The organism is Blastococcus jejuensis (genome assembly GCF_039534705.1).
Classification (GTDB): domain Bacteria; phylum Actinomycetota; class Actinomycetes; order Mycobacteriales; family Geodermatophilaceae; genus Blastococcus_B; species Blastococcus_B jejuensis.
The window spans coordinates 207,600-223,551 of the sequence record NZ_BAAAVV010000006.1 but is presented as its reverse complement, the minus strand read 5'-3'; the positions used below and the strand labels follow the sequence as shown (position 1 = coordinate 223,551).

Genomic DNA, 15,952 nt, shown 5'->3' with positions numbered 1-15,952 from the left:
GGCGCCGTGCGGTCAGTGACTCGTCAGCTGTTGACGGTCACGTTCTCGGTCTCGACCCGACCGAAGATGTCCACCACCACGTTGGAGACGTTCTCCGAGAAGACCGACTGCTCGACCTGGAAGAACATCGGGATGACGGGCATGTCCTCGAGGATGAGGTCCTCAGCCTGGTTGTAGAACTCGATGGCCTCCTCGTTGGTGGCCGCCTGGTTCCCCTGGCTGATCAGCTCGTCGACCTCCGGGTTCGAGTAGAACGTCGCGTTCGAACCCGCCGGCGGCAGCGCCGCGGTCGAGTACAGCGGCTCCAGGTAGTTCTGCGGGCTCGGGTAGTCCATGCCCCAGCCGAGGCGGAACGGACCGGTCATGCCCTGCTGGTCCTGCAGCGGGAGGTACTCGGAGAAGTCGAGGTCACCCCTGAGCTGGTACTCGATGCCCAGGTTCTCGCGCAGCTGGTTGCCCACGGCCTGCACCCAGGCGTCGTGGCCGGCGCCGGCGTTGAACCACAGGTCGATCGGCTGGCTGCGGTCGAAGCCGGCCTCGTCGAGGAGCGCGTTGGCCGCCTCGACGTCGAGGGTGCAGTACTCGCAGGCGCCCTCACGGGAACCGTCGATCATCGGGGCGATGAGCGACGTGGCCGGGGTGCGGGTGCCGTTGAAGATCGCCTCGGCGATGGCCTCCCGGTCGATGGCCATGGAGAAGGCCTGACGCACGCGCTTGTCGGCGTACCGGGGGTCGTAGGTCGGCATGCCCAGGTAGGTGAACGAGGAGGACTCGTTCTCCAGGTAGCGGTCACCGAACTCGTCGGGCGCGCTGCCGGAGGCGTCCGGCGGGATGCGACGCACGATGTCGAGCGTGCCGCCCTGGACGTCGGTGTAGGCGGTCGCCACGTCGGCGTAGACGCGGTACTCGACCGAGTCGGCCTTGGCGCCGTCCTCGCCGGCGTAGTCCTCGTAGCGGCTCAGCGTGATGCCGGTGCCGGGGACGAACTCGTCATCGGCCTTGAACGGGCCGTTGCCGATCGGCTGGCGGCCGGCGGCCTCGGGGTCCTCGAAGAAGGCCTCGGGCAGCGGGTAGAAGGCCGTGTAGCCCACGGTGACCGGGTACTGCGCGAAGGGCGCGGAGAGGGTCACGGTGAAGGTGGTGTCGTCGACGACCTCGAGGCCGCTCATCTCGGTGGCGGCCGGGTCGCCGGTGACGTTGCCCTCGTCGTCGGTGGGGGCCTGCAGGTCGCCGTAGCCCTCGACGTTGGCGAAGAAGTACGAGGCGCCCTGGGCGTTGGTGCTCAGAGCGGTGTAGTTCCACGCGTCGACGAACGACGAGGAGGTCACCGGGGTGCCGTCGTGGAAGGTCCAGCCGTCCTTCAGCGTCACGGTCCAGGTCGTGTTGTCCTCGGACTCGATGGACTCCGCGACACCCGTGTAGACGACCTCGCCGCTCTCGTCGTACTGGACCAGACCGGTGAACAGCGACGAGACGACCTGGTTGCCCTGGTCCTCGGTCGTGTTGCCCGGAACCAGCGGGTTCTCCGGCTCACCGATGTACATGCTGAAGGTGCCACCGGACGACTCGGAGCCGCCTTCGCCGCCACCGTTCTCGTCACTGCCACCACAGGCGGACAGCATCATCGCGGCGGCGATACCGGCCGCGACGAGCGCACCTCTGCGCTTGCTCAACTTCACGTGCAATGCCTCCCTCGACCCGCGAATGGCGGGGGGAACGGACAGGTCTATCCGGCCCTTGTGGGGCGATCGGATGACTGACTGGTCACGAGCAGAACGCACCCAGCAGGCAGACGCCTCCTCGATACGACGGGTGGACCCTAGGCACGGCGTCCGAAGACCGTCCACTGACGTCATCCAACTGTGACCTGCGTTCACGACCCGCCCCCCAACCGTAACTTCCACACCACCTCCCCCTCTGCACCCCCCGGTTCTTCGCGCCACAGGGGCCCCGGACAGGACTAATTGCGGTACGGCATCGTCCTGGCGTGTCAACCCCGCGACCTGCGGGTAGGCCCTCGCAGACCGTGCACGCGCCAGCAGAGGAGCGAGTCAGATGAGCGGCATCGACAAGATCAAGAACAAGGCCGAGGAACTGTCCGGCAAGGGCAAGGAGTCCGTGGGCGAGGCCACGGGCGACCGCGACCTCCAGGCCGAGGGCCAGGCCGACCAGGTGTCGGGCAACCTCAAGCAGGCCGGCGAGAAGATCAAGGACGTCTTCAAGTAAGAGACCCGCTTTCTGTACCGAAAGCTGCGGTTCGAACCGCAGCTTTCGGTACAGAAAGCTGAATGAAGCCCTCAGCCGGCGAGCAGAGGCAGCGCGAGCGCCTGCCGGATGCGCGCCACCACGCCGTCGAGGTCCCACAGGTCTGCCGTGCTCAGGCGGATGACGCGCCAACCAGCTGCGATCAGACGGGCGTAGCGGCCGTCGTCCTGGACGATCTTGTGCTCCTCGAAGTGGTGTGGCCCCTCGTACTCGACGATCAGCCGGTGCTCAGGCCAGGCGAGATCGACCTGGCCCAGCCACCGCCCCGCGCTCTGGACGACGAACTGCGGAACGGGCGCCGGGAGTCCTGCCCGTACGCACGCCACGCGCACCAGCGACTCCGGTCGACTCTGGCTGCGGCCGTCGACGAGCGGTACGACCTTGCTGAAGCGGCGAGAGCCCCAGCGGCCTCGGCCCTCCCGCGCCAGTCGCTCGAGCGATTCGTACGTGAGGTGCTGTGCGCCGACCATCGCGTCGAGCAGCGCCACGGCGTTGCCCACCCGCTCGAGAGTGCCGATCTCCCACGCCGTGCGCAGCGGCGTCGTCACGCGGACCGCCTCGCGCGCGTTCTCGATCAGCCGCACCTCGCCAGAGGCCACCTCGGTCCGGTGCACCCGGATCCCGCGCGGGCCACGCCAGGCAGAAGTCGGGGGGACGAGGACGAGAACGGGGTCGGCGGGAGTGGCGAAGGGTGCGTCGTACCACGCCGCCGCCGATCGACCGCCCAGGACTGCGTCGTCAGGCATGACGAGCATCGCCCCGCGAGCGAGGAGCTGGTGGTCGAGCGGCAGCCCGGGGTCGGCGTAGACGTTCTGGAAGAGACGCCGGTACAGGCCCGACTGGAGCTGTGCCCGGGTGACCGCTCCCTCGGCGACGGCGTGCGAACCGAGGAAGACACCTGTGAGTCTCTGCAGCGACACGATTCGAAGCTTCGCCGCCGCGCGCCCCGTCACGACGGTTGTCCACAGCCTCCGCCCCGCGTTGCAGCTTTCTGTACCGAAAGCTGAGCCCGTCCGCCCAGCTTTCGGTACAGAAAGCGGGAATGGGGGTCAGAGGCGGGCGAGGAGGGCCTTCACGGCGGGGAGCAGCGGGCGGTCGGCGGCGATCCAGTCGAGGTCGTCCAGCTCGTCGGCCGTCACCCAGCGCAGGGCCGCGTGCTCGTGCGCCACCGGCTCCCCCGACTCCACCCGGGCCCACCAGGCGCGCAGGGTGGAGGCGGCCGGCGCTCCACCGGCGACGACGCCGTCGAGCACGACCTCGCCGAGGAACGCCTGGGGGACGACGGCGACGCCGAGCTCCTCCTCGCACTCGCGCACCAGCGCCGACAGCTCCGACTCCCCCGGCTCCACCTTGCCGCCGGGGAACTCCCAGCACCCGTCGTAGGGACCGCCCGAGCGCTGGGCCACGAGCACCCGCTCGCCCACGACGACCGCCGCGCCGACCACCTGGACGACGTCGAGCGCGCGCCGAGCCGCGGCCGCGGCGTAGGCGTCCAGATGCGCCTGCATCGCCCGGATCACCCGCCGGCGCAGGACCAACTCGTCGACGACGGTGCCCAGCACGCCGGGCAGTCCGGTCTCCCAGTCGACCTGCTCGTCGACCAGCGTCCCCGCGCCCGTGGCCGTGAACCGGCGGGAGTGGGTCAGCCAGCGCCAGCGCGACCCGGGGCCGACGGAGTAGACGTCGCGCACCGGCCGGACCGACACGACCTCCTGCAGCGGCCACGGCCAGGGCCGCCCGAGAGTGCGCGCCACGTCGAACGCGACGGTGAGCGGTGCCTCCACCAACGTGGTGAAACGCAACCGGTGCACGCTGCCCAGCCTCGCAGACCAGGCAGGATGGGGGCCGTGCGCATCACTGCCCGGGTCGACTACGCGGTCCGCGCCGCCCTCGAGCTGGCCGCCGCGGCGCCCGACGCCCTGACCTCCGAGCGCATCGCCACCGCCCAGGGCATCCCCGCCCGCTTCCTCCAGGCGATCCTCCGCGACCTCCAGGGCGCCCGCCTGGTCAGCAGCCAGCGGGGTCGCGAGGGCGGCTACCGCCTCGCGCTGCCCGCGGAGGAGATCTCGATCGCGCGGGTCATGCGGGTCGAGCAGGGCTTCCTCGCCGACGTCCACGGCGAACGCCCGGAGGACCTCGACTACCCCGGCCCGGCGCACGCCCTGGGCACGGTCTGGGTCGCCGCCCGCGCCTCCTACCGGCGGGTGCTCGAGCAGGTCACGCTCGCCGACGTCATCCACGGGACGCTGCCCGACCACGTGGCCGAGCTGGTCGGCCTCGAGACGGCGTGGCGCTCGTTCGGCGACGACGCACCGCGCTGACCGGCCCCTCCTGCGGGTGACCCCCGCGGGCCCGGCAGCCGGGAACACCCGCCGCTGAGGGAAACTGGCGCTCATGCCCGCTGCGCACGCCCCCGGCGTCACCGTCTTCCTCACCGGCTTCTCCGGCGCGGGGAAGTCGACGATCGCCGACGCCCTCATCGCCGAACTGGACGCCGAGGACCGCCCGGTGACCGTCCTCGACGGCGACGTCGTGCGCACGCACCTGTCGAGCGAGCTGTCGTTCTCCCGCGAGCACCGCGATCTCAACATCCGGCGGATCGGCTGGGTCGCCGGCGAGGTCGTCAAGCACGGCGGCACCGTCGTCGTCGCGGCGATCGCGCCCTACGAGGCCGCCCGCGAGGAGGCCCGCGCCCTCGTCGAGAAGCACGGCCGGTTCGTGCTCGTGCACCTGTCCACCCCGCTCGAGGTCTGCGAGGCGCGCGACGTCAAGGGGCTCTACGCCAGGGCACGCGCGGGTGAGATCCCGGAGTTCACCGGCGTGTCCGATCCCTACGAGCCGCCGGCCCGCGCGGAGGTCGTCGTCGACACCTCGGTGACCCCGCTGGTCGACGCCGTGGCGCTGATCCGTGCGGCCATGGACGGGCGCTGAAAAGCCCGAAAGTACGGACATTCCTGTGACCACATCCACCGGCCGGAGGCCCGGCGGATGTGGCACGATGCACTCATGACGGACCGCGGCTCACTGCTCGTCGCGCGTCTGCACATCGACCTGGCGCTCGTCTCCAGCGCCGTCTGTCGCCCTCTGCGCTGACAACCGGTCCTCTCGCGCGCACCTGACGCGCACCCCCGACCCGGCAGCGCCGCAGCCCGCCCGCGCGCAGCGTCGCGACGGCGGACGGCGGTCGGCGCAGGAAAGAGCCACGAGCATGACCTCCCCCCGCACGAGCACTCGCCCCCAACGCGGACAGGGCCAGTGGGCCCTCGGCTACCGCGAACCGCTCAACCCCAACGAGCGGATGAAGAAGGACTCCGACGGGCTCGACGTCCGGCAGCGGATCCTCGACATCTACGCCCACACCGGCTTCGGCGGCATCGACCCGGGCGATCTGCGGGGCCGCATGCGGTGGATGGGCCTCTACACCCAGCGCGCGCAGGGCATCCCGGGCGGGAAGACCGCCGTCCTGGAGCCCGAGGAGCTCGAGGACTCCTACTTCATGATGCGCGTGCGCACCGACGGCGGGGCGCTGACCAGCGCCCAGCTGCGCACGATCGGGGGCATCAGCACCGAGTTCGGCCGGGACGTCGCCGACGTGACCGACCGCCAGAACGTGCAGTACCACTGGATCCGCATCGAGGACGTGCCCGAGATCTGGCGCCGCCTCGAGGAGGTCGGCCTCACCACGACGGAGGCCTGCGGCGACACCCCGCGCGGCATGCTCAACTGCCCGCTCGCCGGGATCCTCGAGGACGAGGTCCTCGACGCCAGCGACGTGATGGCCGAGACCGTCGCCAAGTACGTCGGCAGCCCCGAGTTCAGCAACCTGCCGCGCAAGTGGAAGACGTCGATGTCGGGCTGCGTCGACCACTGCACCGAGCCCGAGATCGACGACATCTCCTTCGTGGGCGTGCGCAACGCCGCGGGCGAGGCCGGCTACGACCTGTGGGTCGGCGGCGGGCTGTCCACCAACCCGATGTTCGCCCAGCGGATCGGCGTCTTCGTCCGGCCCGAGCAGGTCACCGACGTCTGGGCCGCCTGCACCGCGATCTTCCGCGACTACGGCTACCGGCGGCAGCGCACGCGCGCCCGCATCAAGTTCCTCATCGCCGACTGGGGCCCGGAGAAGTTCCGCCAGGTGCTGGAGGAGGAGTACCTCCACCAGTCGCTGCCCGACGGCCCGGCGCCGGCCCCGGCCGCGCACGACCAGCGCGACCACGTCGGCGTCGCGAAGCAGAAGGACGGCACCAACGCCGTGGGCTTCGCGCTGCGCACCGGCCGGATCAGCGGCAGCCTGCTGACCCGCATCGCCGACCTCGCCGACGAATACGGGCAGGGGCGCACCCGGACGACGACGCAGCAGAAGATGGTCATCCTCGACGTGCCCGACGAGCGGGTCGAGGACCTCGTCACCGCCCTGGCCGAGCACGACCTGCTGGTCCGCCCGAGCGCGTTCCGCCGCGGCACGATGGCCTGCACCGGCCTGGAGTTCTGCAAGCTCGCGATCGTCGAGACCAAGCAGCACGCGCAGGACCTCTACGCCGAGCTCGAGAAGCGGCTGCCGGACTTCGACGCGCCCATCGGGATCAACGTCAACGGCTGCCCGAACAGCTGCGCGCGGTTCCAGACCGCCGACATCGGCTTCAAGGGCTCGATGGTCAAGGACGACAACGGCGAGATGGTCGAGGGGTTCCAGGTCCACCTCGGCGGCCACCTGGGGGTCGAGGCCACCTTCGGCCGCAAGTTCCGCGGCCACAAGGTGACCAAGGCCGAGTCGGCGGACTACTGCGAGCGGGTGCTGCGGGGCTACCTCGAGCGCCGCACCGACGGCGAATCCTTCGCCCGCTACGTGGCGCGGGCCGAGGAGAGCTGGCTGCTGTGACGGAGGAGCCGACCGGTCGCACCCGTCAGCTCCCGCCGTTCCACTGCCCCTACTGCGGCGACGAGGAGATCTCGCCGCACGGGGAGTCCACCGACGGCTGGCGCTGCGCGGCGTGCCTGCGGGCCTTCACCGTGCGCCTGCTCGCGACGGGGGTGCGGGAATGACGATCGCCCTGGGGCGCCCGACGCCGCTGCTGGCCGAGGCCGCCGACGCCTGGTTCGACGGGATCACCGACCCGGTGGAGCAGGCGCTCACCGTCCTGCGCTGGGCCGGGGACACCTTCGGCGACGAGTTCGCGATCACGTCGTCCATGGCCGACGGCCTGCTGGCCCACCTCGCGAGCACCGCCGTCCCGGGCGTGCACGTGGTCTTCCTGGACACCGGCTTCCACTTCGCCGAGACCCTGGGCACCCGCGACTGGATCACCTCGGTCCTGCCGATCACGCTGGTGAACGTGCGGCCGGAGCAGAGCGTGGCCGAGCAGGACGCCGAATTCGGCCCGCGGCTGTTCGAGCGCGACCCCGACCTGTGCTGCTCGCTGCGCAAGGTGCAGCCGCTGGCACAGACGCTGTCGGGATACGTGGCCTGGGGCTCGGGCATCCGGCGGGACGAGTCGCCGAGCCGCGCCGGCACCCGCCTGGTCGACTGGGACGCGAAGCGCGAGATGATCAAGGTCAACCCGCTCGCCGCCTGGACGCAGGCCGACGTCGACGCCTACGTCGCCGAGCACCAGGTACCGGTCAACCCGCTGGTCGAGGTCGGCTTCGCCTCGATCGGGTGCGCGCCCTGCACCCGGCCGGTCGCACCCGGCGAGGACGCCCGCGCGGGCCGCTGGGCCGGCCGGTCCAAGACGGAGTGCGGCATCCACAGCTGACGAAGGACCACGTCCCACCCCGCGACACGCTCCGCGCGCCGCGGGCCCCTGGGACGAGGCCGATCCAGCGCGTTCAATGGGGGGATGCCCCGCCCGAAGCGACTGACCGACGACGAGCTCGCCGCCGCCCTCCCCGGGCTGCCTCTCTGGTCCGGGGACGGCGACGGGCTGCGGCGCACCGTCGAGCTGCCGAGCTTCCGGGACGCCGTCGCCGCGATCGTCGCCATCGCCGACGTCGCCGAGGAGATGGACCACCACCCCGACGTCGACCTGCGCTGGCGGACGCTGCACCTCGCCCTGGCGACGCACTCCGCCGGCGGCGTCACCGAGCTCGACCTCGAGCTGGCCCGGCGCATCGACGCCCTGCTCCCCGGCTGAGCCAGCCGGGGGCGGTGGCGCGCCGGTTCCCCCCGCCGCCGCGCCACCGGTCATCGGCCGTCAGGTGCCGATGACTCCCCCGTCGTCCCGGGTGACGACGACGGTCGCCGACCGGGGCGTGGCCAGGCCGTCGTTCTGCGGCCAGGTGCTGCCACCGCGCTCACCGGGGTGCTGCAGGTTGACGAACAGCGTCCGCTGGTCCGGGGTCATGGCGATGCCGGTCACCTCGCAGCCGACGACGCCGGTGAGGAAGCGCCGGAGCTCGGGGGCGCCGCCCTCGGTGCGGTACGGGTCGGCGGCCAGCATCTGGTTGTTTCCCGTCGGCTGCGTCCCGTCGGTCTGGATCCATGCCCGGCTGTCGGGGTCGAGCCACAGCCCGTCCGGGGAACCGAACGAGTCCTCGGCCTTGATCGTCGATCCGTCCACCCCGTCACCGGGGCCGGCGAGCAGGAAGAGATCCCACTCGAACGACGTCGCCGCGTGGTCCCCGCCCTGCTCGTCCCAGCGGACGATGTGCCCCCACAGGTTCGGCGTCCGCGGGTTGGGCCCGTTCGCCTCCGACCGGGAGTCGTTGTTGGTCAGCGTCACGTAGACGGTGCCGGTCCGCGGGTCGACGGCGGTCCACTCCGGCCGGTCCATCGGCGTCGCGCCGAGCAGGTCGGCGGCCATGCGCGTCTTGACCAGCACCTCGCCCTGGTCGGCGAAGCCGTTCGCCGCGGTCAGCGGACCCTGCCCGTGGACCAGCGGCAGCCAGGTGCCGGTGCCGTCGTCGTCGAACCGGGCCACATAGAGGGTGCCCTCGTCGAGCGGGCTCTTCCCCCGGGAGCGCATCGAGCGCCAGTTCCCGGAGCTCACGAACTTGTAGACGTACTCGAAGACCTGGTCGTCGCCCATGTAGACGACGACGCGGCCGCCCTTGGTCACGTGGACGGTGGCGTCCTCGTGCTTGAGCCGGCCCAGCGCCGTCCGCTTGACCGGCACCGACTCGGGCGAGAAGGGATCGATCTCGACGACCCAGCCGAAGCGGTTGGGCTCGTTGGCGTCGGTGGGGGTGACGACGAACCGCGGGTCCTGGGTGGCCCACCGGTTGCGGTCGCCACCCACCCCGTACCGGCCCTGCAGCTCGCTGTTCTCCTCGTTCTGACCGGGATCGACCCGGAAGTAGCCGTTGAAGTTCTCCTCGCAGGTCAGGTAGGTCCCCCACGGCGTCTCGCCGTTGCCGCAGTTGTTGATCGTGCCCAGCGGCCGGCGTCCCTGCGGGTCGGCCGCGGTGCGCACCAGCTCGTGACCGGCCGCCGGACCGGCGAGCTCCATCTCGGTGTTCGCGGTGATCCGCCGGTTGCGCCGCGAGCGCACCAGCGCCCACTCCCCCGACCGCTTCTTCTCGATCTCGACCACGCTGACCCCGTGCGCGTTCTGCGACTTGCGCACCATCTCGGCGGTGTAGGTCGGCGCGTACGGGCTCTGGTAGGCCCCGGTCTGCAGGTAGAACTCGTCGGTGTACTCGTGGTTGAGCACGAGCAGCCCGTGCTCGCTGCCCTTCCTCCCGGCGTGCAGGGGGAAGTAGGTCATGCCGTCGTGGTGCATGCCGACCTGCTGCGCCTGGTCCTCGGCCGTGTTGCCGCCGGGGACGCCGGCGCTCGGCGTCCCGGGCCGGAACTCCGGGTAGCGGCCCAGCAGCGGCGTACCCCACGGGATGAACGGCCTGGCCCGGTAGCCGCGCGGCACCACGACCTCGTCGGCGGTGCTCGGCGGGATCGGCCGGAACCCCAGCAGCGGACGGCCGGCGCTGCCGCGTCCCGGCGTGGCGACGGCGACCGGCGGGTTCACCAGGCTCGAGGTGAGGAAGCCGGCCGCGGCCACCATGCCGCCGGCCAGCACCGACCGGCGGCTGACCCGCGCCCGGGCGACGTCGGCGAAGGCCGGCGCCGACGACGGGTTCGACGGGAGGTCGTCGGGGTCGGCGTCCGCGGCCGTGTGCGGATCGATGGTCTGGGTCATGAACGGTGCTCCCTGCGTCGCGGTGGACTCAGGCAGAAGCTAGGCAGCGCGGGCGACGCCCCGGTGACCGTTCGCGGGTCGTCCGGTGAAGCCTCGCGACACCCGCCGTTCACCCGCGGCGGGTACGGCGCGGCCGGTCACCCCTGGACGGGCAGCACCAGCAGGCGCAGCAGGCGGTCTGCCTCGGCGTCGGGGTCGGCGGTGAGGCCGGTGTGCACGGGGCCCGGCTGGACGACGGTGCTCCGGGGGGCCGTCAACCAGCGGAACCGCGAGCCGAGCGCCTCCCGACCCGCCGCGCCGGCCGCGGGCTCGGCGGCGCAGACGTCGGCGGCCGCCTGCAGCGCCCGACCGATGGCCTCGGCGTCGGCCGTGGGATCCAGGGCGCGCAGCCGGTCGACGTCGAGGTGCACCCGGGAGCCGAGGTAGTCGCGCTGCCGGCAGTACATGAGGACGCCCGCGTTCAGCGACTCGCCCCGCTCGATCCGCGGGACGACCCGCAGGACGGCGTACTCGAAGGTGTCGCGGCTCATCGTTGGCTGACCCCCTCGGGCGGTGGCGGGCCGAGCCACGCCGGACGGTTCTCCCCGCGGGGTGCCCTCCGGCGACCGGACCCTCCGGCGGCTGCCGCCGACACCAGCCCGGGCAGCCACGCATCGCGGGCGCCGAGCCGGGCGAGCAGCTGCTCGACGTAGCGTGCCCGCACCACGGCCGGCGGCTGGTCCTCGTCGAGCCACTCGTCGGGCACCTGCGCGAGGACGTCGTCGAGCAGCCCCCGCGTCACCCGGGGGGACAGTGCCGTGTCGGCCGCCGGCACGTCGGGCTCGCACTCGATCAGCGCGTGGGCGCTCGCGTCGTAGGGGCGGGCGACGGCGGCCGCGGCGCCGGGCCAGTGGTGGTGGAAGGTCAGCGCGGCGCCGTGGTCGATCAGCTGGAGCCCGCCGTGCCAGAACAGCATGTTGGGGTTGCGCCACGACCGGTCGACGTTGCCGACGAGGGCGTCGAACCACAGCACCCGGCCCGCGAGCTCCGGGTCGACGCCGTCGGCGCCGGCCTCGAAGTCCAGGGCCCCGGGCAGGAAGTCCAGGCCCAGGTTGCGCCCGGCCGAGCGCTGCAGCAGCTCCTGCACCTCGGGGTCGGGCTCGCCCACGCCGAGCGCGGGCGCCACGTCGACGGTGACCAGGGCCGGCACCGGCAGGTCCAGTGCCCGGGCCAGCTCGCCGCACACCACCTCGGCGACCAGCACCCGCACGCCCTGCCCCGCGGCGCGCCACTTCACCACGTAGGTGCCCAGGTCGTCGGCCTCCATGAGCCCCGGCAGCGAGCCACCCTCGCGCAGCGGGGTGACGTAGCGGGTGGCGGTGACGGCGGGCAGCACAGTGCGCGCCAACGTAGTCGGTGCCACGGTCGGACGTCCGCCGTCAGATGTCACGGCGTTCCAGGAGCGCCACGCCCAGCAGCCAGAGCCCCACGGCCCAGGCGGCGGTGACGGCGGTGCCCACCTGCCAGCTCGTGGACTCCGCGAGGAACGTGTCCCGCCCGACCCGCAGGGCGGGCATGGCCTTGGCCGAGCGGGCGGCCCAGTCCGGCGCGAGCGCCACCAGCAGGGGCGCGAAGAACACCAGCGCGGTGCCCAGCCCCACGGCACCGGCCGACGACCGGACGACGGTCCCGACCGCCACCGCCAGCACGGTGATCAGGATGGCGGCGCCCACCTGCAGCCCGAGCACGCGCAGCACGGCGGGGTCCCCCAGGGAGACGCCGCCGGGGACGGCGGTCAGCCGGGCCGCGGCCACGGCGCACAGCACGGCCAGGACGGCGCTGAGCAGGGCGACCCACGCGGCGACGACGGCGGTCTTGGCCACCAGCAGCCGCGTCCGGCGGGGCACGGCGGTGAAGGTGACCAGCGCGTTCCTGGTCCCGAACTCGCTCGTGATCGCCAGCACGCCGAGGACGACGAGGACCAGCTGGCCGAAGCCGAAGCCGGTCAGCGCCGTCTCCACGGCCAGGTCCGGCTCCGGGGAGGTCTGCGTCCCGGCGGCGGCCAGCCAGCCCAGCGCGGCCACGACGAGCACGTACACCGCGGTGCACCAGGCGCCGAACCGGACCGACCAGAGCTTGGTCCACTCGCTGCGCAGGAGTCCCCTCACAGCCCACTCGCCCGGTACTCGACCGCGTCTCCGGTCAGCTCGAGGTAGGCGGCCTCCAGCGACTCGGTGATCCGGGTGAGCTCGTGCAGGCGGACCCCGGCGGCGAACGCGACGTCCCCCACCTGGTCCAGGCCGAGCCCTTCCACGCGCAGCGCCCCGTCGAGCTCCAGCTCCACCACCGCGCCCAGGCGGCGCAGGGCCGCGGCCAGCAACGGCCCCTGGGGGCTGCGGACCCGGACCGCGGCGTGCTGGTCGAGCAGGTCGGCCATCGGCATGTCGGCCAGCAGCCGGCCGCGACCGAGGACGACGAGGTGGTCGGCGGTGTCCTCCATCTCGCTCATCAGGTGGCTCGAGACCAGCACCGTGCGCCCCTCGTCGGCGAGGTCGCGCAGCAGCTCGCGCACCCACCGGATGCCCTCGGGATCCAGCCCGTTGACCGGCTCGTCGAGCAGCAGCACGTCGGGGTCCCCGAGCAGGGCCGCCGCGATGCCGAGCCGCTGCCCCATGCCGAGCGAGAAGCTCCCCACCCGCTCGTGGGCCACGGACTCGAGACCGACGAGGTCGATCATCTCGTCGACCCGGTCGACCGGCAGCCCGTTGGTCTGCGCCAGGGCACGCAGGTGGGCGTGCGCGGTGCGCGCCGGATGCCGGGCCGCGGGGTCGATGAGGGCACCGACCCGGCGCATGGGGTGCCGGAGCGAGCGGTAGGGCCGGCCGAGCACCGTCGCCGTCCCGGAGGTGGGCCGGGTCAGGCCGAGCACGCAGCGCAGGGTCGTCGTCTTGCCCGAGCCGTTGGGTCCGAGGAAGCCGGTGACCCGGCCGGGCTCGATCGTCACGGTGAGGTCGTCGACGGCGACCCGGGCGCGGTACGCCTTGGTCAGGCCGACGAGCTCGATCACGCCGCCAGCATGGCGACCGCCGTCCACCCGGCGGCAGAGGCGCGCCCCAGAGCGGACCAGCCGGTTCCACTCGGTGGGAACGCCTGGTTCGGTCGGCGGGTCCGGGGTAGCGCGACGGCACGGAACACCCTCGCGTCAGGAGTCGTCATGCCCCCCGCCCGCCAGCCCGACCAGTCCGCACCGCGCACCGTCAGCCCGACCGGCGTCGGCTTCGACGGCCCGAAGGACGGCCGCGATCCGCGCGGCCAGGCCGGTGACCGCTTGACGACGCCGAACGGGGTGCGCATCCCCGACAGCGACCACTCGCTCAAGGCGGGCCCGCGCGGGCCGGTCCTCCTCGAGGACTTCCACCTGCGCGAGAAGATCATGCACTTCGACCACGAGCGGATCCCGGAGCGCGTGGTGCACGCGCGCGGAGCGGGCGCCCACGGGGTGTTCACCGCCAACGGGAAGGCCGCGACGGTCACGCGGGCCGCCGTCCTCGCGGAGGAGGGCCTGCAGACGCCGGTGTTCGTGCGGTTCTCGACGGTGCTCGGTTCCCGCGGATCGGCCGACACCGTGCGCGACACCCGCGGCTTCGCGACGAAGTTCTACACGAAGGAGGGCACCTGGGATCTCGTCGGCAACAACATGCCGGTGTTCTTCATCCAGGACGCGATCAAGTTCCCCGACATCATCCACGCGGGCAAGCCGCACCCCGACCGGGAGATCCCGCAGGCGCAGTCGGCGCACGACACCTTCTGGGACTTCGTCACCCTCCACACCGAGGCCACGCACCACACGATCTGGAACATGAGCGACCGGGGCATCCCGCGCAGCTACCGGACCATGGAGGGCTTCGGCGTCCACACGTTCCGGCTGGTCAACGCCCAGCGCGAGACCGTCCTGGTCAAGTTCCACTGGAAGCCGAAGCTCGGCGTGCACTCCCTGGTCTGGGAGGAGGCGCAGATCGCCGCCGGGTGCGACCCCGACTTCCACCGCCGCGACCTCTACGACGCCATCGAGAACGGCGCCTTCCCCGAGTGGGACCTCGGCATCCAGGTCTTCCCGGACACCCCGGAGGAGACCTTCGAGGGCATCGACCTGCTCGACCCGACCAAGATCGTGCCCGAGGAGCTGGCCCCGGTGCAGATCATCGGCACGCTGGTGCTCGACGGGAACCCGACGAACTTCTTCGCCGAGACCGAGCAGGTCGCCTTCCACACCGGCCACCTGGTGCCGGGCATCGAGGGCACCAACGACCCGCTGCTGCAGGGCCGCAACTTCTCCTACCTCGACACCCAGCTCACCCGCCTCGGCGGTCCCAACTTCACGCAGATCCCGATCAACCGCCCGCACGCCCCGGTCAACGACAGCACCCGTGACGGCTTCCACCAGCAGGCGATCCACACGGGTCAGGCGCCCTACACGCCCAACAGCGTCGACGACGGCGTCCCGTTCCCCTCCGACTGGGCCGAGGGCGGCTACGTGCACGTGCCCCGACCGGTCGCCGGGGACGTCGTCCGCGCGGCGCCGGCGTCGTTCGACGACCACTTCTCGCAGGCGGCGATGTTCTACGCGAGCCTCACGCCGATCGAGCAGCAGCACGTGATCGACGCCTACACCTTCGAGCTCGGCAAGTGCTACGAGCAGGCCATCAAGGAGCGGGCGCTGACCGTGCTCGCCCGGATCGACGCCGACCTGTGCACCCAGGTCGCGGCCGGTCTGGGCCTGCCCGCCCCGGAGGTCCCGAAGGCCGCGCCGTCCAAGCGGGCCGGGAAGGCGAAGCGGCCGGCACCGGTGCCCTCCCCCGCCCTGGCGCAGATCCGGCCGACGCCCTTCCCGATCACGGGCCGGATCGTCGGGGTCGTCGCGGGCGACGGGGCCGACCTCAAGGGCGTCGCCAAGCTGCGCGAGGCGCTCGAGGCCGAGGGCGCCCTGCTGCGGGTCATCGCGCCGCACGGGGGGCGGATCAGCACCGGCCGGGACGTCGAGATCGTGGAGCGGACCTTCGCGACGGCGCGCTCGATCGAGTTCGACGCCGTCGTGGTCGCCGACGGCGCACCTCAGGACGGCGACGTCCGCGGGCTGGTCCTGCTGCAGGAGGCGTTCCGGCACCTCAAGGCCCTCGGCGCCTGGGGTGACGGCGCGGCCCTGCTCGCGGCGGCCGGCATCGACGCGGCCGCTCCGGGCGTGCTGGTCGGGAAGAAGCCCGGCGCGAAGCTGACCGCCGGGCTGGTCGCGGCGCTGGGCGCGCACCGCGCCTGGGACCGCGCGCCGCTGGTCGCCGCCTCGTTGGTTCCGCCGACCGTGCAGGCCTGATCCCTCGGCGAGATCTGCACACTCGCCCTGTTCAGGGGCCCGAAGCGGGCCAGTGTGCAGATCTCGCCAAGCGGGGACGGGGTCCGGTAGCGTCCGGGCCGGCGAATCCCACGCCGAACCCTCTGACCGGTTGCCCACGCCTCCGGCCGTGCGAGGGCAAAGGGGATCAGGTCCTCGGGGTGCACACCGACCGGTCTGTCACTTCTTC

Annotated in this window: 16 protein-coding genes; 8 read left to right on the top strand and 8 right to left on the bottom strand. The window is 72.4% G+C overall.

Features of this window, described 5'->3' with window-relative positions; translation table 11 throughout:
- Positions 1-23: 23 nt before the first annotated feature.
- Positions 24-1,679, bottom strand: coding sequence for a peptide ABC transporter substrate-binding protein (locus ABD644_RS14390; RefSeq protein WP_344689622.1), 1,656 nt, complete (start codon positions 1,677-1,679; stop codon positions 24-26).
- A gap of 376 nt (positions 1,680-2,055) precedes the next feature.
- On the opposite strand from ABD644_RS14390, the gene ABD644_RS14385 reads away from it, so the two are divergent.
- Complete coding sequence (locus ABD644_RS14385) at positions 2,056-2,226, top strand: CsbD family protein (RefSeq protein WP_344689621.1); 171 nt, start codon at positions 2,056-2,058, stop codon at positions 2,224-2,226.
- 71 nt (positions 2,227-2,297) lie between these two features.
- On the opposite strand, the gene ABD644_RS14380 is transcribed toward ABD644_RS14385, so the two are convergent.
- Both ABD644_RS14380 and ABD644_RS14375 read right to left on the bottom strand, forming a co-directional pair.
- Complete coding sequence (locus ABD644_RS14380; RefSeq protein WP_344689620.1) at positions 2,298-3,185, bottom strand: DUF559 domain-containing protein; 888 nt, start codon at positions 3,183-3,185, stop codon at positions 2,298-2,300.
- Positions 3,186-3,314: 129 nt separating this feature from the next.
- Positions 3,315-4,076: an NUDIX domain-containing protein gene (locus ABD644_RS14375; RefSeq protein WP_344689619.1), complete on the bottom strand. Its 762-nt coding sequence runs from the start codon at positions 4,074-4,076 to the stop codon at positions 3,315-3,317.
- Between the two features lie 27 nt (positions 4,077-4,103).
- On the opposite strand from ABD644_RS14375, the gene ABD644_RS14370 reads away from it, so the two are divergent.
- From ABD644_RS14370 to ABD644_RS14345, 6 genes are all read left to right on the top strand, one after another.
- Complete coding sequence (locus tag ABD644_RS14370) at positions 4,104-4,586, top strand: RrF2 family transcriptional regulator (RefSeq protein ID WP_344689618.1); 483 nt, start codon at positions 4,104-4,106, stop codon at positions 4,584-4,586.
- 73 nt (positions 4,587-4,659) lie between these two features.
- On the top strand, positions 4,660-5,196 hold the full coding sequence (gene cysC / locus ABD644_RS14365; RefSeq protein WP_344689617.1) for an adenylyl-sulfate kinase: 537 nt from the start codon (positions 4,660-4,662) through the stop codon (positions 5,194-5,196).
- 277 nt (positions 5,197-5,473) lie between these two features.
- Positions 5,474-7,144 carry a nitrite/sulfite reductase gene (locus ABD644_RS14360; protein ID WP_344689616.1) on the top strand — a complete coding sequence of 557 codons (1,671 nt, stop codon included), beginning with the start codon at positions 5,474-5,476 and terminating at the stop codon, positions 7,142-7,144.
- The gene (locus ABD644_RS14355; RefSeq protein ID WP_344689615.1) at positions 7,141-7,308 is read left to right on the top strand and encodes a hypothetical protein; all 168 of its coding nucleotides are present in this window, start codon (positions 7,141-7,143) and stop codon (positions 7,306-7,308) included. The genes ABD644_RS14360 and ABD644_RS14355 overlap by 4 nt, the downstream gene beginning before the upstream one ends.
- Entirely contained in the window at positions 7,305-8,018 is a 714-nt protein-coding gene (locus tag ABD644_RS14350) for a phosphoadenylyl-sulfate reductase (RefSeq protein WP_344689614.1), read from the top strand. The genes ABD644_RS14355 and ABD644_RS14350 overlap by 4 nt, the downstream gene beginning before the upstream one ends.
- Before the next feature lie 84 nt (positions 8,019-8,102).
- The gene (locus tag ABD644_RS14345) at positions 8,103-8,396 is read left to right on the top strand and encodes a 4a-hydroxytetrahydrobiopterin dehydratase (protein WP_344689613.1); all 294 of its coding nucleotides are present in this window, start codon (positions 8,103-8,105) and stop codon (positions 8,394-8,396) included.
- A gap of 60 nt (positions 8,397-8,456) precedes the next feature.
- On the opposite strand, the gene ABD644_RS14340 is transcribed toward ABD644_RS14345, so the two are convergent.
- The 5 genes from ABD644_RS14340 to ABD644_RS14320 form a co-directional block, all read right to left on the bottom strand.
- Positions 8,457-10,397, bottom strand: coding sequence for a PhoX family protein (locus ABD644_RS14340; RefSeq protein WP_344689612.1), 1,941 nt, complete (start codon positions 10,395-10,397; stop codon positions 8,457-8,459).
- A 137-nt stretch (positions 10,398-10,534) separates the two neighbouring features.
- Entirely contained in the window at positions 10,535-10,927 is a 393-nt protein-coding gene (locus ABD644_RS14335; protein WP_344689611.1) for a DUF3037 domain-containing protein, read from the bottom strand.
- Positions 10,924-11,772 (bottom strand): HipA family kinase, encoded by an 849-nt coding sequence (locus ABD644_RS14330; protein ID WP_344689610.1) that lies wholly within the window; start codon positions 11,770-11,772, stop codon positions 10,924-10,926. The genes ABD644_RS14335 and ABD644_RS14330 overlap by 4 nt, the downstream gene beginning before the upstream one ends.
- 43 nt (positions 11,773-11,815) lie before the next feature.
- A complete protein-coding gene (locus ABD644_RS14325; protein ID WP_344689609.1) occupies positions 11,816-12,544 on the bottom strand; it encodes an ABC transporter permease in 729 nt (242 codons plus the stop codon).
- Positions 12,541-13,443 carry an ABC transporter ATP-binding protein gene (locus ABD644_RS14320; RefSeq protein WP_344689608.1) on the bottom strand — a complete coding sequence of 301 codons (903 nt, stop codon included), beginning with the start codon at positions 13,441-13,443 and terminating at the stop codon, positions 12,541-12,543. Before ABD644_RS14320 ends, ABD644_RS14325 begins: the two co-directional genes overlap by 4 nt.
- Positions 13,444-13,590: 147 nt before the next feature.
- On the opposite strand from ABD644_RS14320, the gene ABD644_RS14315 reads away from it, so the two are divergent.
- Positions 13,591-15,744: a catalase gene (locus ABD644_RS14315; protein ID WP_344689606.1), complete on the top strand. Its 2,154-nt coding sequence runs from the start codon at positions 13,591-13,593 to the stop codon at positions 15,742-15,744.
- Positions 15,745-15,952 lie beyond the last annotated feature (208 nt).